15 protein-coding genes are annotated in these 20,838 nt (G+C 45.2%); 3 read left to right on the top strand and 12 right to left on the bottom strand.

Features of this window, described 5'->3' with window-relative positions:
* Positions 1-98: 98 nt before the first annotated feature.
* The 3 genes from hutC to hutI form a co-directional block, all read right to left on the bottom strand.
* A complete protein-coding gene (hutC, locus tag C5471_RS01605) occupies positions 99-830 on the bottom strand; it encodes a histidine utilization repressor (protein ID WP_208862184.1) in 732 nt (243 codons plus the stop codon).
* Positions 831-936: 106 nt separating this feature from the next.
* Positions 937-1,893, bottom strand: coding sequence for a formimidoylglutamase (gene hutG / locus C5471_RS01600; protein WP_133814875.1), 957 nt, complete (start codon positions 1,891-1,893; stop codon positions 937-939).
* A complete protein-coding gene (gene hutI, locus C5471_RS01595; protein WP_133814874.1) occupies positions 1,890-3,149 on the bottom strand; it encodes an imidazolonepropionase in 1,260 nt (419 codons plus the stop codon). Before hutI ends, hutG begins: the two co-directional genes overlap by 4 nt.
* Positions 3,150-3,385: 236 nt before the next feature.
* Between hutI and smrB the strand changes: the two genes are divergently transcribed.
* Positions 3,386-3,928 (top strand): endonuclease SmrB, encoded by a 543-nt coding sequence (gene smrB, locus C5471_RS01590; protein ID WP_133815009.1) that lies wholly within the window; start codon positions 3,386-3,388, stop codon positions 3,926-3,928.
* 4 nt (positions 3,929-3,932) lie between these two features.
* Here the strand turns inward: smrB and sixA are convergent, their stop codons facing one another.
* The 8 genes from sixA to C5471_RS01545 form a co-directional block, all read right to left on the bottom strand.
* Positions 3,933-4,415: a phosphohistidine phosphatase SixA gene (sixA, locus tag C5471_RS01585; RefSeq protein ID WP_133814873.1), complete on the bottom strand. Its 483-nt coding sequence runs from the start codon at positions 4,413-4,415 to the stop codon at positions 3,933-3,935.
* A gap of 153 nt (positions 4,416-4,568) precedes the next feature.
* Complete coding sequence (gene fadJ / locus C5471_RS01580; protein WP_133814872.1) at positions 4,569-6,752, bottom strand: fatty acid oxidation complex subunit alpha FadJ; 2,184 nt, start codon at positions 6,750-6,752, stop codon at positions 4,569-4,571.
* Positions 6,752-8,062 (bottom strand): acetyl-CoA C-acyltransferase FadI, encoded by a 1,311-nt coding sequence (gene fadI / locus C5471_RS01575; RefSeq protein ID WP_133814871.1) that lies wholly within the window; start codon positions 8,060-8,062, stop codon positions 6,752-6,754. The genes fadJ and fadI overlap by 1 nt, the downstream gene beginning before the upstream one ends.
* A gap of 537 nt (positions 8,063-8,599) precedes the next feature.
* Positions 8,600-8,938, bottom strand: coding sequence for a nitrogen regulatory protein P-II (gene glnB / locus C5471_RS01565; RefSeq protein WP_011147501.1), 339 nt, complete (start codon positions 8,936-8,938; stop codon positions 8,600-8,602).
* 15 nt (positions 8,939-8,953) lie between these two features.
* A complete protein-coding gene (locus C5471_RS01560) occupies positions 8,954-10,576 on the bottom strand; it encodes an NAD+ synthase (RefSeq protein ID WP_133814870.1) in 1,623 nt (540 codons plus the stop codon).
* A gap of 77 nt (positions 10,577-10,653) precedes the next feature.
* Positions 10,654-11,991, bottom strand: a complete 1,338-nt coding sequence (gene glrR / locus C5471_RS01555) for a two-component system response regulator GlrR (protein WP_133814869.1) — start codon at positions 11,989-11,991, stop codon at positions 10,654-10,656.
* A complete protein-coding gene (gene qseG, locus C5471_RS01550; protein ID WP_133814868.1) occupies positions 11,988-12,830 on the bottom strand; it encodes a two-component system QseEF-associated lipoprotein QseG in 843 nt (280 codons plus the stop codon). Before qseG ends, glrR begins: the two co-directional genes overlap by 4 nt.
* 3 nt (positions 12,831-12,833) lie before the next feature.
* Entirely contained in the window at positions 12,834-14,273 is a 1,440-nt protein-coding gene (locus C5471_RS01545) for a sensor histidine kinase (protein ID WP_166295566.1), read from the bottom strand.
* A 745-nt stretch (positions 14,274-15,018) separates the two neighbouring features.
* On the opposite strand from C5471_RS01545, the gene C5471_RS01540 reads away from it, so the two are divergent.
* Positions 15,019-15,201 carry a hypothetical protein gene (locus C5471_RS01540; protein ID WP_133814867.1) on the top strand — a complete coding sequence of 61 codons (183 nt, stop codon included), beginning with the start codon at positions 15,019-15,021 and terminating at the stop codon, positions 15,199-15,201.
* Between the two features lie 56 nt (positions 15,202-15,257).
* Here C5471_RS01540 and purL read toward each other — a convergent pair whose 3' ends face one another.
* Positions 15,258-19,145 carry a phosphoribosylformylglycinamidine synthase gene (purL, locus tag C5471_RS01535; protein ID WP_133815007.1) on the bottom strand — a complete coding sequence of 1,296 codons (3,888 nt, stop codon included), beginning with the start codon at positions 19,143-19,145 and terminating at the stop codon, positions 15,258-15,260.
* A gap of 267 nt (positions 19,146-19,412) precedes the next feature.
* On the opposite strand from purL, the gene mltF reads away from it, so the two are divergent.
* Entirely contained in the window at positions 19,413-20,837 is a 1,425-nt protein-coding gene (gene mltF / locus C5471_RS01530; protein ID WP_133814866.1) for a membrane-bound lytic murein transglycosylase MltF, read from the top strand.
* Position 20,838: the final 1 nt, after the last annotated feature.

Raw genomic sequence — 20,838 nt, 5'->3', positions numbered from 1 at the left:
ACAACCCGAAGTTTCGATAAACCATATAAATACGTCGATAGGTTTTAACTATCTATCAGAGATAAACTGCCACAATAGTTTTCTTTTAAAAACAGTGATTATGAGTTGAAACGCCCTTTCAATTTATACCGATTACCGGGAAATAATAGCCTGGCACTGGAAACGGTGTAATGAGTTGACCAGGTTCGACGGCTGATTAATAAACAAGGGGCACCCGATTCAATTTGCAGTAACTTGCAGGATCGGGGATCGCCAGCGATAGCTTCCACAACGTGTTCACCTTCTGTTAACGGTGCAATGATTGACAAATAATCGTGTGGCGTAAGTTTTGTGAAGTCTTGTTGTAAATAATCGGGAACCGCTTGAGCATTGACGTAACGATCTTCTATCTGAACAGGAATATCGTTTTCATAGTGGACAATAATCGACTGGTAAATCGGCGTACCCGCGATAATATCCAATTCAACAGCCTGTTTTACGTCAGCATTCAGCTCTGATAACTTGACTATTTTACAGCGATGCTGATGAGAACGAGCTGAGATCTCATCAGCAATACTGTGAATCTCAAACAGCGCGGATTGCCCTTTTGGTTCAGCAACAAACGATCCCACCCCTTGTAACCGCACTAATAGCCCTTCAGCGGTCAACTCACGTAATGCACGGTTGGCAGTCATACGGCTACAGTTAAACTGTTTAACTAACTCAGCTTCTGATGGAACACGATCATTTGATTTCCATTCACCGGTATAGATTTTTTCGATGATGGACTGTTTCACTTTGGCATACAAAGGGGCAGGTTTGGCAAATGGTCCTGATAAGTGTGTCGTCACAATAAATTCCTTGCTGCTATAAAAATGTTAAGTGATTAATTATGTTCACTTTATCAGGCTATTTTCGCCAAATAAAACCGCACAATAGTATTGTTATTTTGGATAATCAATACCACCAATGTGCTAATTGCCAGGCAAGGCGTGCTGCTGCTTTTCCACCGATTCCTTGAATATCAAATGTTGGATTGAGTTCCACCAAATCAGCCGCCTGTAATTTACCACTCTGGCAGATTGGCTGAATCAATTGCAGAAGACGCTCCAATGGCAGCCCCAGTGCCGCCGGCGCAGAGACTGCTGGCATCTGATAAGCAGGCAATACATCGAGATCGATTGTCATATAAATCAAATCAACTTGCTGGAGTGTATCTTGTATCTGCCGCTGCACTTTGTCCAGCATGGTTTCGCTGCATTGATTATCCCAGATGATCGTAACGTTTAAGCCGTTGGCTTCATCTACCAATGCCTGGGTATTAGACGCCAAACTTGCGCCAATACAAGTATAGTGAAACTGGCGTTGGTGTTGCTGACAATATTCAGCAAGCTGAAGGAAAGGTGTACCGGAAGTCGGCTGCGGTGATCGCCGTAAGTCGAGATGAGCATCGAAGTTAATAATACCTATGCGTTGATGTGGGAAAGCATCATAAATTCCAACACCATGAGCAAAAGCGGTTTCATGTCCACCACCCAACACCAGGGTACGCACATTCTGATGTTGGCATTGAGTAATTGCATCAGCCAGAGTTTGTTGAGCCTCACTCAATTGATTGAGATTAGCGCGAATACTTCCCAAGTCCACCAATCTGTCATGCCCTTTATGGCTGGCCATATTGGCCAATGCCTTACGCAAATAATCAGGGCCTTGATTAGCACCGGGTCTACCCTGGTTAAGTTTTACCCCTTCATCACATTCAAACCCCAACAGAGCAATAGCGTGAGGAAATTCTTCCGGCGTAAAATACGGGGACAATTTGACTGTTTGAAAAAGGCGCAGTGCATTATCCGCTTCTGCCAAATCATTTCGTCCTTGCCAAATAGTCGGTGAAGTGGCATGCCATAAATTCATTTTCTGCTCCTTATCTGCTGTATGCTGGAATGTGTAATAGTGCCACGAAATACCCGGGCATTCAGTGGGTTATGGCCCAATTCATAGAAAATATCAACAGGATTTTCTGCATCCCAGACAATAAAATCGGCGTAAGCGCCTGCGCGCAGCTGTCCATGACTCTTTTCCCGGCCTAATGCACGAGCTGCATGTCGGGTTACACCTAACCACGCCTCTTCCGGAGTCAATCCAAATTGGACGCATGCCATATTCATCGCCATACGCAGGGACGCAAACGGGCTGGTTCCAGGATTAAAATCAGTAGATATAGCTATCGGCACATTAAATTGCCGTAATAAATCGATAGGTGGGTGCTGTGTTTCCTGCAAAAAGTAGAAAGCACCTGGGAGCAGAACAGCTACTGTACGACTGCGGCTGAGAGCCTCCACGTCTGCCTGATCCAGATATTCAATGTGATCAACGGAAAGACCATGATAACGAGCGACCAATTTACTCCCGCCTAAATTGGACAGCTGTTCCACATGTCCTTTTATTGGAATATTCCAGCGTTCGGCCTCCTGAAAGAGCCGTTCGGTTTGTACCAGATTAAACCCCACGCTTTCACAAAAAACATCTACGGCTTCGAACAGCTTTTTCTTCCAAAGCTGCGGCAGGATAACTTCACAAATCAGATTCATATAGGCATCAGGATTGTGCTTATATTCAGGCGGGCAAGTATGAGCGGCAAGCAATGTCGGGCTAATTTCTATCGGATTATGCTGCGCCAAGTTTTGTGCAACCTGCAACAGCTTTTCTTCGTTTTCCAGATTTAATCCATAACCCGATTTAATCTCAATCGTCGTTACGCCTTCGGCCATAAATGCAGCAAGACGCTGCTGTGCAGAGTGTTCAAGTTGCTCAAGAGAGCTGGCTCGAGTCGCAGAAACTGTCGCATTAATCCCCCCTCCCTGAGCACTGAGTTCAGCATAAGACATACCGTTTAAACGCTGCTCCCATTCATACGCCCGGTTACCACCAAAAACCAAGTGGGTGTGGCAATCGATTAAACCTGGGGTAATCAGACGTTGTTGTGCATCAATTACCTGACAGCGGTTTGTCTGTAATGTTGCTGTGGGCAAAATCGCTAAAATCTTGTCATTACGTACCAGAAGATCATGTTCTTTTAATAATCCGTAAGCTGCATTGATAGACGAGTCCATTGTCGCCAATCTTGCATTACGCCAGATGACATCAGTATCACTCAGTTCTATTGCCATGATTAGCATCCTATATTTGTCAATACTTGATAAGTCAGGTTCTTAGTTGTATATACATTTATTTTCCAACTAACAATAATTGTCAAATTATTTTGCTGACTTCCCGAATACACTTTCTTATCGGTGTTTTTAGACCACAAACCAAGTAAAATCAGGTTTCATTTAATATAATCAGGTTCAATCGTTAAAAAGATGCAGTACACTTGTCACAAAATAGTTTGATTAACTGAGCAATGATGAAGAATAAATATTCCCTGAACGAGGAAGAGATTAGTTTGTTTAAAGAATCGGTAGCAGGCACCAAACGCATGAATCAGGATACCGTCTTACATCCTCCCAGAAGAAAAAAGACCAGCCATATTGTCCCTGAGCGAATACAACAAGAGCAAATTAATGCAAGCTACTATTTTTCTGATGAATTTCAGCCCAACCTTGATACAGAAGGCCCTACCCGCTACGTACGGGAAGGCGTAAGCCATTATGAACTGAAAAAACTACGCCGGGGCGACTATTCACCAGAACTGTTCCTTGATTTACACGGACTCACTCAAATGCAGGCCAAGCAGGAAATTGGGGCGTTGATCGCGGCTTGCCGCCGTGAACATGTCTATTGTGCTTGCGTCATGCACGGCCACGGGAAACACATTCTCAAACAGCAAACCCCGCTATGGCTGGCCCAGCATCCAGATATCATCGCCTTCCACCAAGCACCGAAAGAATGGGGTGGCAACGCCGCATTATTGATACTTGTCGAACTTGATGATCTCAGATATCGCTGAATTATCAGGCCTTTGCTGCCAATTGTGACGGACTGACCTGCCAGATAAGAGTTCCTTTGCCCGTTTGGTTGTCTAAATCCACACATGTGATTGCAGAAGTTGCAAACATCGGTGGTGTTTCTGCCGGACATAATTCGGCAACCAAATAGCCGACTAACGGTAAGTGGGAGACAACCAAAACAGCGTTATATCCTTGTTCAGCAAGAACCTGTAGATAACTGCTAACCGTAGCAGCATCACCTGATGGCGTTAATCCTGGCAACACTTCTTCACCATCCGGTAATGATAAGGATTTGCGAACAACCTGTAACGTCTGTTCAGCGCGAATATAAGGACTCACCAATACGAGACCAATCTGAGGCTCCTGCTGTGCCAACCAACGAGCCATTTCTTGTGATTCATGACAACCGCGAGGAGTGAGTTGCCGGGCTGTGTCGCTGGTTGCATCCAAAGCTGCGTCGCCATGACGCATAATAAAAACTTGCATAATCCACCGTATGAATGAGTTAATGATTGAACAACAACCCAATGGGTATTACTTGAAATTAAAAGAGATCTTTTTTATGCAAAAATACTAAAGATGATTCCGGTACCTCAGCGACACCGGAATCAATTTTTTCATAAATATAGTAATAGGTTACTACGGATAGAAATTTTTATTCTGTTCAGCCATTTTCACTAAGTGATCACAAGGGATAAATCTATCTCCATGCTGACTTTCCAGCCTGCGTAAAATCTCCACCACTCTGGCACAACCCAGACTATCGATATAGCGGAATGGACCACCAAAAAATGGTGGAAAACCAATGCCAAATACCGCACCAATATCACCATCACGCGGGCTTCTGATAATCCCTTCATCCAGGCAACGAACTGCTTCATTAAGCATCAACATCACACAACGTTGAGCAATTTCTGAAGAGATCATACGCGACTCAGGGGTAATATTCAGTAAAGTATAAACTGAACTATCAACCTTTTTGCTTCGCTTACCAAACGGCCAGAATTTTCTGCCCTCTGATGTATACAAATAGAAGCCACGACCATTTTTCCTGCCCTTACGACCATCTTTCAGTACAGCATCAAGAGATTCAGGTGCAGCAAAACGCGGCCCTAGCTGCTCTACCAGAATCGGCATAATTTTGGTGCCAACATCAATGCCAACTTCATCTAATAAATTGATCGGCCCAACCGGAAAACCAAAATTAACCAGTGCCTTATCTATATGATCAATCGGTTCTCCTTCTACCAGGCAATTCGCTGCTTCACTGATATAAGGAACAAGGATCCGATTCACATAAAACCCAGCTTTATCACCGACCACGATAGCGGTTTTACCCTGTTTCTTTGCCAAAGCAACCGCAGTAGCAATCGTTTTTTCACTGGTTCCTTGATGTGGGATCACTTCCACCAAAGGCATTTTATCCACTGGGCTAAAATAATGCAGACCAATAACCTGCTCTGGTCGTTGCGCTTTTTCTGCAATCTGATGGATAGGCAGTGAAGAGGTATTGGATGCAAACACGGTTTCTGGTTTAGCATTTGCTTCAATTTCCGCTACCATTTGCTGTTTCAGTGACAAATCCTCAAATACCGCCTCAACAACAATATCTGTCTGTTCGAAACCGCGATAATCCGTCGTTCCCGAAATCAGCATCATTTGTTGAGCACGCTCTGCCGGACGTAATCGTTTTTGCTTCACCCGTTTAGATAATAAATCCCACGTGTACTTTAGTACCTGACTAATACCCTTTTCATTAATATCTTTGATACGCACCGGCAGTTTGCCACGGAGGGTTGTTACATTAGCAATTCCCCCGCCCATCAAACCACCACCTAATATACCAACACGTTCGATTTTCGCGGGCTTCTCTGATGAACCCGTTTCATTTTTCAGTGAAGTTGCAGCAAAAAACAGATTACGTAAAGCGGCAGATTCCCGTGTCATTGCCAGCTCACCGAATGCTATTGCCTCGGCCCGTAAACCTTGGGTCATACCTTTCTCAAGACCTTCTTTGACAACCGCAATAATTCGCTCAGGAGCCGGATAATGCCCACGAGTTTTCGCCAACGTCTTTTTGCGAACGATATTAAACAAAAAATATCGTCCCACCGGCCCAACTAACAATCGCTGTTGCCATGGCAAAGGTTTACGCACCGGAATGCCTTTTTTAACTTTTTCAACCGCGACTTCCAGCAAAATATCTAACGGCACCGCGTCATCCACCACACCGAGCCGCAATGCCTGTTTCGCCCGTAACTGCTTGCCTGTCAGAATTATATCCAGAGCTGAACTGACACCAATTAATCTTGGCAGCCGCTGAGTACCACCTGAACCCGGTAATAACCCAAGTTGAACTTCAGGTAATCCAAGACGGGTTTTATCATCCAGTGAACAAATACGCCAATGACATGCAAGCGCCAGTTCCAGACCGCCCCCTAAACAAGCGCCATGAATCGCTGCTACAACAGGCAAAGGATAATTGGCTATTTGAGAAAATAATTTTTGGCCCTTTTCAGCCAGATCTTGTGCCTCTTCTTTGGTTTGACACTCGGCAATCATGGAGATATCAGCACCGGCAATAAAGGTATCCGGCTTACCGGAAATCAAAATTAATCCTTTAAGGCCGGAAGATTGTTGAGCTTGTTTGAAAACATGCAGAAATTGATCAACAAATTCTGCTTTCAGCGTATTTACCTTTTCTCCCGGTATATCAATAGTGATAACGCCGATTTTGTCCGGCCTTATATCAAAACTGAAAACGGAAGCTGTCTGTTTTGTATCCGCAGTGATGGTTGCAGCGTCATGCTGAGATTGAGCCATTATTCCACCTCCAATACCATAGCTGTGCCCAACCCGCCAGCAGCACAGGCAGTCGTTAACCCCAATCCGCCGCCACGACGACGCAACTCATTCAATACCTGCGTCACCATACGAGCCCCGGTTGCTGCAAATGGGTGTCCATAAGCAATTGACCCACCCAAGACATTAAATTTATCCATGTCGACTTCACCAATTGCCTGAGCACGCCCTAATTTGTTACGGGCAAATTCATCACTGGCGAACATTTTCAGGTTTGCCAGTGTCTGAGCAGCAAAGGCTTCATGCATATCAATTAAAGTCAGATCTTTTAGCATAATACCTGCACGATCGAGCGCTATTGGCGTCGCGTATGACGGCCCCAGTAGCATATCCTGCCAAACATCAATTGCTGAGAATGCATAACTACGCAGATAACCAAGCGGTTTCATTCCCAACGCTTTTGCTACAGATTCACGCATCAATATGACTGCCGCTGCGCCATCTGTCAGCGGTGTACTGTTTGCGGCAGTGACAGTGCCGTGCTTGCGGTCAAATGCCGGACGTAGCTTCTCATAGGAAGTTAATACGGAATTTGTACGAATATTATTATCTTCAAGCAAGGCTTCACGGTATGGCGGGAAATGAGCAGTCATAACTTCATCAACCAGCAGCCCCTGTTCCCAGGCTTTTGCCGCCAGAACATGGGATCGGTGTGCCAATGCATCCTGAGCTTCCCGGCTGATACGGTAAGTCTTCGCCATTTGTTCTGCGGTATCTCCCATACGCAGACCTGTCGAATATTCCGCTACTGCCGGAGATACAGGCAATAAATCCCGAAATTTAAGGCGGCTAAGTAATTTAAGACGCTGTGATAAGGTTTTCGCCTTATTCATATCCACAAGAGTACGGGCCAAAGATTTAGTCACACCAATAGGCAGTACAGAAGAGGAATCTGCTCCGCCAGCAATCCCGATATTCACCGTACCGGCCATAATGCTTTCAGCCACATTGGCAATCGCCTGAAAGCTGGTCGCACATGCACGGGATACACTGTAAGCATCAGTATTGACACTCAATCCAGCACCAAGAACGATTTCACGGGCAATATTTGGTGCTTCAGGCATTTGCACCACTTGCCCAAACACCAGTTGATCAATCTTTTCAGGGGGTAAACCACTCCTGGCCACCAATTCGCTGACAACTGATTTACCCAAATCCACAGCCGGTATGCCATGATACGATGTTGCCTGTTTAGCAAATGGAATTCGTAGCCCGCTGACAATAGCGATACGATCACCTTGCTGTGTCACTTTTGTTAAAGGACGACTCATAACGGCTCCTGAAAGATTATCGTTAACTCAATCAAATTACTGAAAAAAATTTTTAAGCGGCCTGAACAGGTCCGACCTGATAGATCATTGTTAGCGTAATGTTTATAAATAGCAAACCTGAATAAACTAAAAATGAGAGGGAGCGCAACTTTAATTTATTTAATGGCGAAATAATTTCAATACTTCTTAGATAGTGTCGTCATAAAATGCTTAACCAAAGTACGCCTTTGTCACTCCAGGGGGTGCCTGCCCGTAAAATCCAGAATACCGCATGAATAAACAGTCGATTATCATAAGCGATACGTCCTCAGACGCCCTGATAAGTGAGGACAATAAGAATTCAAGCGGGATAATTTCGCAATTTTGTTAAATATTCTTTATATCAGCCAATACTTTGATTTTATATGCAAATATTTCATCGCTTAATCTATTCAGACATCCGACCACGGTCAGCAAATACCGGCTATCTATCAAGATCCCAATGTTTATCGAGGGTGGCCTTTGATCTGCCTGTTACCACCCCCAAAGTTAAATTAGCTAAATCGCCTCTTCGTCCTGTTCACCGGTACGAATACGCACAACACGGGCAACATCAAATACAAAGATTTTACCATCACCGATTTTTCCGGTTTGCGCGGTCTGCATAATGGTTTCAACACAGGTATCGACAATATCATCTGGCACAACAATTTCGATTTTTACTTTCGGCAGAAAATCCACCATATATTCCGCACCACGATACAGTTCTGTATGCCCTTTCTGACGTCCAAAACCTTTCACTTCTGTCACAGTCATACCGGTGATACCCACTTCCGCCAGCGCTTCACGCACATCATCCAGCTTGAAGGGTTTGATAATCGCATCAATCTTTTTCATGAAGTTTTCCTGTTGTTACCAGTTTTTACGACCGAAACCAGAGGTAATCGGGTAGCGTCTGTCTTTACCAAAATTGCGTGGGGTAATACGCGGGCCAACCGGTGCCTGACGACGTTTATATTCGTTGATATCAACCAGACGAATCACTTTACGTACAACTTGTTCATCAAAACCCGCTGCTACCAGTTCCTCAACTGATTTATCTTGTTCCACATAACCCTCCAGAATATCATCCAGAATGTCATATGGCGGTAAACTGTCCTGATCAAGTTGTCCCGGTGCCAATTCTGCCGATGGCGGCCGATCAATCACTCTTTGAGGTATCGCCGGAGAAACAGTATTACGGTATTTTGCCAATTCAAATACCAATGTTTTCGGTACATCTTTCAGCGCATTAAAACCACCCGCCATATCACCGTATAATGTGGAATATCCCACAGCCGATTCACTCTTATTACTGGTCGTCAGTACCAGACGATGGCGTTTATTGGACATCGCCATCAGAATAACCGCACGGCAACGCGCCTGTAAGTTCTCTTCTGTAGTATCTTTGGCAGTACCGGCAAACAGAGGTTCAAATTGTGTCATAAACGCATCAAATACCGGCTCGATCGATACCACATTAAACTCAACACCCAACATATTGGCCTGTTCTTTGGCATCTTCTATACTCATTTCAGATGTATAGCGGAACGGCATCATCACCGCCTGAACATAATCTTTACCCAATGCATCAACCGCAATTGCCAACGTCAGGCCAGAATCAATACCACCAGATAAGCCTAACAGAACACCTTTAAAGCCATTTTTGCGGACATAGTCATGCACTGAAAGGACTAACGCCTGATATATCTGTTGCAATGGCGGTAATTGAGGTGCCGGATTAACCATAGGTTCGATATTCAATTCATTAAAACAGCACTGCTGGATTTGTTCATTAAATGCGGCTAACCGGTGAGTTATTTCACCACTGGCATTGAAGACTTTGGAACAGCCATCGAAAATCAGTTCGTCCTGACCACCAATCTGATTAAGGTAAATCATCGGTAAATCTGTACGCTGGCAATGCTCTTTAATTAATTCATAACGGATATAGGGCTTTTCACGATTATATGGAGAAGCATTGATAGAAAGAATTAAATCCGCACCAGCCAGTTTCAAAGCATCAACCGGCTCATCAAACCATAAATCTTCACAAATCAGCAGACCAAGGTTATATCCCTTGAATGGCACCACACAGCTTTGATCGCTAGCTTTGAAATAGCGTTTTTCATCAAAAACACCATAATTCGGCAACCGCTGTTTAAAATAACGGGCCAAGACTTCCCCTTGCCAGAATAAGGAAAGTGCGTTGTAAATTTCCCCGTCCTGCTCCCAGGGATGCCCAACCAAAATAGCGGTTAGGCAACTGGCAGCCTGTAAACGTGTAAGCTGCTCGCGGCAACGCTGATGAAAATCAGCGCGAAATAATAGATCTTCTGGAGAATAACCGGATAGCGCCAGTTCAGAAAACATCACCAAATCAGCGTCTTGTTGCTGTTGTTCCTGCACTGTTTGCAACATACGTTCGCAGTTGCCTTCAATGTCACCAATCACCCAATTAAGCTGTGCGAGGGCAATATTAAGAGTACGGCTCATACAATTTGGCTCTCCCGGGCCATCAATCTATTTATATATCAATTTTCAGTGTAAAAACTTCCTGAGTAGCAGAAAAGTTATTCTTTAAAATCATTCGCATCTAATTCATGACGCGCCAGTAATTTGTAGAATTCAGTCCGGTTGCGCCCCGCCATACGCGCAGCATGAGTCACATTACCTTTGGTCATTTGCAGTAACTTACGCAGGTAATTCAGCTCAAACTGATTTCGGGCTTCGGCAAAAGTGGGTAACGCCGTGTTTTCCCCTTCCAGCGCCTGTGTAACCAGCGCTTCACTAATAACCGGGGCGGTAGTTAACGCAACACATTGTTCAATGACGTTCACAAGCTGGCGCACATTTCCCGGCCAACTTGCCGCCATCAAACACTTCATTGCATCGGCAGAGAAGCTACGGACAAAAGGTTTATGGCGCTTCGCTGATCCACGCAACAGATGATTCGCCAGTAAAGGAATATCTTCAACCCTGCCATTCAAAGTAGGAATTTTCAAATTAACGACATTCAGCCGGTAGTAAAGATCTTCACGGAATTCATTCTTTGCCATTGCTTTCGGCAAATCACGGTGAGTCGCTGAGATAATCCGCACATCAATATCCAGATCACGGTTACTTCCTAACGGGCGTATTTTACGCTCCTGCAATACCCGCAATAATTTAACCTGCAAAGCCAGCGGCATATCACCAATTTCATCGAGAAACAGCGTCCCGCCCTGTGCCGCAAGAAACAACCCTTCACGACTGCTGACCGCACCGGTAAATGCCCCTTTGGCATGCCCAAACAGTTCTGACTCAAGTAGTTGTTCCGGCAACGCGCCACAGTTAATCGCAATAAATGGCTTTTTCGCCCGTGGACTGGCGCGGTGAATGGCCTGGGCTAACACTTCTTTCCCCGTACCACTCTGGCCGTTTATCAGCACACTCACATCGGATTGAGCGACCATTCGTGCTTGTTCCAACAAGCGCAACATAACGGGACTACGGGTGACTATCTGCTCCCGCCATTGTTCATCACCAGCAGGAGTGGATAACGCCAATGCGCCATCAATCGCTTTATAAAGCGCATCCCGGTCAACAGGTTTGGTCAGAAAACTAAAGACGCCTTGCTGAGTTGCCGCTACTGCGTCCGGAATGGAGCCATGAGCGGTCAGAATAATGACCGGCATACCGGGTTGCTGTTTCTGGATTTCAGCAAACAACGCCATACCATCCATTTCATCCATACGCAAATCGCTGATCACCAAATCGATCTTTTCTTTCGCTAACAATTTCAGTGCTTCACAGCCGCTTTCTGCGGTTGTGACACGAAAACCTTCGCTGGTAAGACGCATTCCCAATAATTTCAACAAACCCGGATCGTCATCAACCAGAAGAAGATGGGCTGGCTTACGCGCTGTCATTGTGCTGCTCCTTTATCTGATTCAGATGTATTACCTGGCTTACTATTTTCGCTAGGTGATGCTATTGCTGGCGTCTCAGTATGTCCATTTGAGCTGCCTGAACCAGTACTACCCTGATTTTGCTTACGGGAAGAGAGCTGACGCTCAATATCTGTCAGGTTTTCCAATTTACGGGACGTTTCCTGTAGTTCAAATTCCAGCTGTGCACGGCTTTCGCGCAGGCGATCAATTTTATTATCCGTATCCGCCTGTAATTTTTGGAATTTTGCCCGCTCCTCCGCAACTGCAATTTGCTGAATCTGCTGTTCGCGCCACAATTTTAATAATGGTCTCAATGGTTCTGGGAATTTCAGTCGGTATTTATTCAGATTTTCAACCATTTTCCGACGTTCAGCCAACGTTGGCCCGGCACTGTTAAGTAAAATACTTTGCCTGAAAGTCAGATCCCAAGTAACCGGAATGATGTATTTCGCTATATTACGGGCTCTGGCTGACGTCAGGAGATCTGAACAGTCGATCAATCGCAGCCAGTAAAGCGCGTTCTCAACCGACTGTGGCGTCTCTATATCCCACATCAAATCACAATCTGCGGCACGATAATCTGTCACCCGCTGTTCTGGGATTACCATCTGGGCAACTGTGGTTAAATCGTGATTAACCGGAGCCTTGACGCAACCCGTCAACAAAAAAGGGGCAAAGATCAGCGGAATTATTCTGAAACCCCAAACTGAAACTCGCGGTAACAAGAGTCTGGCGATAAAAGCGTTTTTCCCAGGCTGCACTGCAATATTCTGCCGATCCGTCTTTTGTACAAAACGGTAAGTAGACCTGTTATGCATTATTTATTCATTCTCAGCAGTTAATGGCAATTCAATACGAAAACAGACGTCAGCAAATTCGCTCTGAATTAATAACAGTTCGCCCCCCATACGCTTAATACAATCCTGCGCAATACTGAGCCCAAGACCGCTGCCTTTCACTGCGCCTTTGCGCTGGAGCGTTCCCTGGTAGAACGGTTCAAAAATCATACTACGTTCTGATTCAGGAATTGGTGTACCTGTATTGGCAACATCAATTTGAACACATTTGCCAATCTGACGACCTGAAACCCAGATGTTACCGGATTCAGCGCCATAGTGCACCGCATTGGAGTAGAGATTATCAATAACCCGCATTAATAGCGTCGGCTCTGCCCAACAAATATCAATATTAAGCTGAATTCCTGTCTGAATATTCTTTGATCTCGCCGGTAAACTGTGTGATAAAACCACTTCATCAACAATTTCCCGTAAAGAAACCTGCTGTTGTTCCGTCGGGCTATCTGCCAGTTTACGGTTATAATCCAGTAATTGCTCGATCAATTGCTGTAAATGTTTACTACTATTATCAAGAATCGCAACCACTTCTTGCTGATCAGCCGTTAATGGGCCTGCAACTTCATCCGCCAATAATTCTGTCCCTTCCCGCATACTTGCCAGCGGCGTTTTCAGCTCATGAGAGATATGACGTAAAAACTCATGGCGCTGTGATTCCAGCCAGGCCAAGCGTTCACTGAGCCAGACAATCCGCTGCGCCAGGGAACGAAGCTCTCTTGGCCCAGGAAAAGAATCTATACGAACCCCCAATGATTGCCCTTCGCCCAGTCGGTTAATCATTCGTTCAATACCTTTAACCGGCCCGATAATCATGCGGGTAAATAACGCAACCAGTAACGCGCTAAGTAGAAACAAAATGAGGCTCTGCCAGCCAAAAAATTGGCCTTTATCAGCAATATCTCTCTGTAGCTGTTCTCCCCGGCTGAAAATAACATCACGGGTGGCCTGTACCATCTGACTATTGGCATCAGAGAATTGTTCAAGCAGCTGGGCGGCGGGTTCGGTGGGTTCACTATTGAGACAAGTGATTTTTGTTAATTGCAGCAGTAAGTTGTCAAGCGTCTTGATATGTTGCTGATCATCAAGTATCGCCATCTGCTCTTTCAACATCTTAGCGTATTGCCGATATTGCCTTTGGTAGAGATTTTCCAGCGTTTTATCCCCCAACACACAATATTGACGGTAACTGCGTTCCATCTCCAGCGCAATCCCCGTCATCGCCTCACTGCGGCGGGCATCTGCCAACGTGGTACGGTTTATATCAGCCGCTTTTTCACTGAGCTGATCAAGACTTTGGTAAGCCTGATAAGCCAAAACCAATAGCGGCAATAACACCAGCCAGAAGGCCATGACAACTAATTGGCGCAATGAGCGCGGAAACAAACGCCATTTTTTCAAGGAAATCATCTCACAACCTGCCAGTACACTTATGCTAACCGACAAAGGGCAGATAGAAAAACCCATCGGCGGGTAAATTTTGCTGCTACTGATAAATAGTTAAGATGCAAACGATCAACAATGGCGCAGGCAGAAACCTGGAATTATGATGGCGGGATAGTCGTTTTTGCTACTACCCCGCCAGTGAGGATAACGCATGCCTGCTGTTTATCTACAGTCAAACATAGGTTGGTGCCTCACTCCACGTGTCGCCCGATGTTTGATAAGGCCCGAAAGCGATATCACTGAGTTGGACGGTAGGCACCTTACTCTGGCATCATTCGATAGTTTATGTGGATATCTCCACCTTGTTGTGGACCGACATAAGAAGTTGAATGAGCAACTGCGCTAACCTAATGCAGTCTCCGTGCCAACATTAAAATTAAAATCATAATAAATTGATTTTATTATTAAAAATAAAAAACTTAACGTTTCAGCTACAAAATACCTTGTTTCTGGCATAAATAAAATTTGTTTTCTGTCGCCAATTACAGACACCTGAAATCATGAAAATAAAAATAGATATAAATCATATAATTAAATGTCTCCTTTTTGAGACGCTCATAATGGGCGTTTGTCGGCTAATTGAGACAATGGCGAAACAGGGCCTGAATTCCTAAGAATTTCCGGTACAAGACTTTCACATTTGAATAATTAGCACTAGTATCATGTCATTGCGGACAAAAACAAAAAAGTCTCTATATCGGAAGAAAATATGTATCAAATTCAAAATTCGCGGATTACAACAATTCCTGCGTTTAAAAAAAAGTTTGAAATGCAGCAAGAACAAATGGCATTGCTGCGCTTGCTATCCTTTGCTGAAAAAGACGTGAAAGCTGGGCGGATAGTGTCATCTAATGAGCTGCGAGATGGTCTGCAAAGCTTGGCAAAAAGCTAAGATTTATGGCGGTTTTTGTTAAAAACCGCCGGACACAATTTACTTACACAGCAATACTACCCTAACTGCTTACGGGCATTACGGAAAATCCGCATCCACGGACCATCTTCGCTCCACTCCTCTGGATGCCAAGAGTTATTCACAGTGCGGGATACCCTTTCTGGATGCGGCATCATCACAGTTGCCCGCCCATCAACGCTGGTGACTGCGGTAATACCATTCACTGAACCATTTGGGTTAGCTGGATAATTTTCCGTGACCTGACCATAGTTATTCACGTAACGCAAAGCCACTAACCGGTTACTTTCAAGCATCTTAAGATGCTGGCTATCGCGGAATTCCACTTGCCCTTCACCATGAGAAACAGCAATCGGCATACGTGAACCCACCATATCTTTCAGGAAGAGTGACGGACTGTCCGTAATTTCCACCAAACTGAAACGAGCCTCAAAACGTTCTGAGCGGTTACGGACAAAACGCGGCCAATGTTCCGCACCTGGGATTAACTCCCGCAGGTTAGACATCATCTGGCAACCATTACAAACACCAAGCGCCAGAGTATCAGGCCGTGTAAAGAAAGCCGCAAACTTATCACGAACACGTTCATTGAACAGAATTGATTTCGCCCAACCTTCACCAGCACCCAGCACGTCACCATAAGAGAAGCCGCCACAAGCGACCAATGTCTGGAACTGTTCCAATCCGATACGTCCAGACAGCAAATCACTCATATGTACATCAATAGCTGCAAAACCCGCCCGGTGGAAGGCAGCGGCCATTTCAACATGGGAGTTAACACCCTGCTCACGCAGAACAGCCACTTTCGGCCTTACCCGCTGCAAAATGTAAGGCGCGGCAATATCTTCTGAAATATCAAAAGTCAGTTTTATATTCAGTCCAGGATCTTGATTATCCCGTTTAGCCTGATGCTCCTGATCTGCACACTCCGGATTATCACGCAGACGCTGCATTTGCCATGTAGTTTCGGCCCACCATAGACGCAGAGTACTGCGATTCTGACGATATACTTCGGTATTGCCGCTAAAGATGACAAAATCATCACCCACTTTGGCCTTACCCAAATAATGCACGCAATCAGCCAATCCATGTTCTGCCAGCAGGTTTTCAACAAATGCTCTATCAGATGAACGGATCTGAACTACAGCACCCAACTCTTCCGTAAACAGTGCAGCCAGAATATCTTCATCAAACACACTGATATCAGCTTCAATGCCACAATGACCGGCAAAAGCCATTTCAGCTAGGGTTACCAGCAAGCCACCATCAGAACGGTCGTGATAGGCCAGTAATTTCTGTTCTGCAATCAGTTGCTGAACCGCATTGAAAAATCCAGCCAATTGTTCGGCACTACGTACATCAGCAGTCTTGTTACCAAGCTGGCGGTAAACCTGTGCCAACGCGGTGCCACCCAAGGTGTTCTTCCCTTGTCCCAAATCGATTAACAACAACGCATTATCGTCATCAGTGGCAAGCTCTGGCGTGACTGTACGACGCACATCTTCCACTCTGGCGAAGGCGGTAATCACCAGCGACAAAGGTGACGTCATTTCATGCTCTTCACCTTGATCATTCCAGCAGGTTTTCATCGACATGGAATCTTTACCCACTGGAATAGTCAACCCCAGAGCAGGACACAGCTCTTCACCCACAGCTTTAACTGCCGCATACAAACCGGCATCCTCGCCAGGATGACCCGCAGCAGACATCCAGTTAGCTGAAAGCTTGATACGTTTCAAATCCTGAACATAAGCAGAAGCGATATTCGTTAGCGCTTCACCAACAGCCATACGGGCAGAAGCGGAAAAATCCAGCAGAGCGATTGGCGCTCGTTCACCCATAGACATTGCTTCGCCATAGTAGCTATCAAGGCTGGCAGTAGTAACAGCACAATCTGCCACCGGGATCTGCCACGGACCAACCATCTGATCACGGGAAACCATGCCAGTCACTGTGCGATCGCCTATCGTTATCAGGAATGTTTTTTCCGCCACAGCTGGCAAGTGCATAATGCGCTTAACAGCTTCCGCCAGATTGATATCCCGGCGCTCAAGGTTTTCACCACTGGCTTTTAATGTACTGACATTACGCAACATTTTTGGCGTTTTACCCAGCAGCACATCCAGCGGCATATTAATTGGCTGGTTATCAAAGTGTTCATCATTCAGCAGTAAATGACGCTCTTCTGTTGCCTCGCCGATAACGGCATAAGGTGCCCGCTCACGCCGGCAAATCTCTTCAAACAGAGGAAGCTGTTCTGGCGCAACAGCCAGTACATAACGCTCCTGAGATTCATTACACCAAACTTCCAGTGGACTCATTCCCGGTTCATCATTAAGAATTTTACGTAGTTCAAACCGTCCACCGCGACCCCCATCACTGACCAGCTCAGGCATAGCATTAGAGAGCCCACCCGCACCGACATCATGAATGAACAGAATCGGATTGTTTTCACCCAATTGCCAACAGCGATCAATCACCTCCTGACAACGACGTTCCATTTCCGGGTTATCGCGTTGAACAGAAGCAAAATCCAGATCAGCATCAGATTGACCAGATGCCATAGAAGATGCCGCACCACCGCCCAAACCAATATTCATAGACGGGCCGCCAAGTACAATTAATTTAGCGCCAACAGAAATTTCACCCTTTTTGACGTGCTCATCACGGATATTCCCCATCCCACCCGCCAGCATGATGGGTTTGTGGTAGCCACGTAATTCACTGCCGTTATGGCTGCTTACTTTTTCTTCATAGGTACGAAAATAACCCAACAGCGCCGGACGGCCAAATTCGTTATTAAATGCAGCGCCGCCCAGAGGGCCTTCAGTCATGATATCCAAAGCGCTGACGATACGATCCGGTTTACCGAAATCCTCTTCCCACGGCTGTTCAAAACCCGGTATCCGCAGATTAGATACCGAAAATCCTACCAGCCCGGCTTTTGGCTTGGCCCCACGACCCGTCGCGCCTTCATCACGGATTTCTCCACCAGAACCTGTCGATGCCCCCGGCCACGGGGAAATTGCAGTTGGGTGATTATGAGTTTCAACTTTCATCAGAATATGGGCCTGCTCCTGATGATAATCATATGAACCGTCTTCCGCACGGGGAAAGAAACGGCCAACAGCAGACCCTTCCATGACAGCGGCGTTATCTTTATAAGCTGACAGGACATAATCAGGTGTCTGCTCATAGGTATTTTTAATCATTTTGAACAGTGATTTTGGCTGCTCCTGACCATCAATAATCCAGTCAGCATTAAATATTTTATGGCGACAATGCTCTGAATTAGCCTGAGCAAACATATAAAGCTCAATATCGGTTGGATTACGCTCCAGTTTCTGGAAAGCCTCCATCAGATAATCAATCTCATCCGGGGCCAACGCCAACCCAAGTTCAATATTGGCTTTCTCTAACGCACTACGCCCTGTTTGCAGAATATCAATGCGTTTTAACGGAGCGGGTTGCTGATGAGAAAATAATTTCTCCGCCTGTTGCAGTTGCGTAAAAACCGCTTCCATCATCCGGTCATGCAACAACGCCGATAACGTTTGCCATTGTGCCTCACTCATTTCATCACACTGAACGTAGTAAGCTAGACCACGCTCCAAACGTACAACCTGAGACAGACCACAATTGTGAGCAATATCGGTTGCTTTCGAAGACCACGGGGAAATGGTTCCCGGACGAGGAGTCACTAACAGTAATGTACCTTGTGGTTCGTGTTCAGCCAGAGAAGGTCCATATTTTAATAATCGTTGTAATTTTGCTAAATCAACATCACTCAAAGTTGCATTAATTTCTGCGAAATGAACATATTCCGCATAAATATCATTGATCGGAAGTTGCTGTTCCTGACACACAGAAAGGAGCTTGGTGATACGAAATACCGATAAAGCGGGTGAACCACGCAGAATTTCCATAGTAATACATTCTCTCATCTTAGAAGCAAAGCCTGACTGATGCCTCAGGGGGAAACGGGCACATTATAGAGGATTGCGACCAGTGACGAAACCGTTTGCGTGACGATTATTAATGCTAATTATTTTAGCGCCAGGTTATGCAAATGGTATCAATTAAGTTGCGTCGCAAGTTTTTGTTCCGCAAAATGCTCAATCACTGGAAATTTAGCCATGATAATATAACGCGTTTTTACATCGCACCACACCGCGCTATACAGAGATAACCATTTGAATAATATAAAAATAAATTATTTCGTTATCATTGTTATCGCTCTTTTTTCTGCCGCAATTATCAGTCTGAACATCAGTTGGCCGAATAAACAGCAGGAGCAGATTAACAGGATCGTGACCAGGGGAGAGCTACGGATCAGCACAATCAGCTCACCTCTGATTCATCTTACAAGTAAAAAAGAACCAAATGGATTTGATTACGAGTTGGCGAAACGCTTTGCTGATTATCTTGGCGTTAAATTGGAAATCAAATTCAGAAAAAATTTCAACCAGTTATTTGACGATCTGGAAAAGGGTGACGCTGATTTTTTGGCTGCCGGTCTTACCTATAATGAGGAGAGACTGGAGCAAACCCGCACTGGTCCAGCTTACTATTCTGTTTCTCAACAACTGATTTACCGCAAAGGGACTCCACGTCCCCGCTCTTTTAAGGACTTGAAAGGAAAATTGCTGGTCACTTCCGGTTCAGCTCATGTCAATACGCTGAAAAAGATAAAAGAAGAGTCTTACCCAGAACTTGAATGGGATGAGACACAGCAATACAACACTCGGGAATTACTGGAACTGGTATCAGAAGGCAAACTGGATTACACCTTGGGCGACTCTATCAATGTCGCGTTGCAACAGCGTACTCACCCTAATTTAGCTATTGCTTTTGATATCAGTGAAGATAATCCTCTGACGTGGTATTTAAAGCGTATTGATGATTACAGCCTTTATGCCGCCATGCTGGATTTTTTCAGCCAGATGACGGAAGAAGATGTGATGCCACGGTTGGAAGAGAAATATTTTGGTCATGTCGGCTCATTTGATTATTTCGATACACTCTCTTTTCTCAGTGCAATTGATCATATTCTGCCTACTTATCAACCTCTGTTTGAGAAATACTCCGGCGAAATCAGCTGGCAACTCCTGGCTGCCATTGCCTGGCAAGAGTCTCATTGGGACCCGCAGGCAACCTCTCCCACCGGGGTTCGTGGCCTGATGATGTTAACCAGCCCGACGGCTAAAGGATTAGGTGTTATTGACCGCCTTGATCCAGAAGAAAGTATTAGGGGAGGCGCAATCTATTTGCAAAACCTAATGAAACGACTGCCTGAAAATATCCCTAAAGATGAGCGAATCTGGTTTGCACTGGCTGCTTATAATATGGGCTATGGTCATATGCTGGATGCCCGTAAACTAACGGCATCACAGAAAGGGAATCCCAATAGCTGGCTTGATGTCAAAGCCCGAATCCCCCTGTTAAGCCAGAAAAAATACTACACCAATACCACCTATGGATACGCCCGTGGGCATGAGGCTTATCGCTATGTCGAAAATATCCGCCGTTATCAGCTTAGTTTAGTCGGCTATTTACAGGCCAAAGAAAACCGGAAGAAATTAATTTCTCAGGAAGAAAAAACAAAAATAAACAATTAAC

Origin of the sequence: Photorhabdus tasmaniensis, from assembly GCF_011189505.1 — a bacterium.
GTDB lineage: Bacteria > Pseudomonadota > Gammaproteobacteria > Enterobacterales > Enterobacteriaceae > Photorhabdus > Photorhabdus tasmaniensis.
The sequence above is the reverse complement of the archived record's forward strand: the minus strand, read 5'-3'. Positions and strand labels throughout refer to the sequence as shown.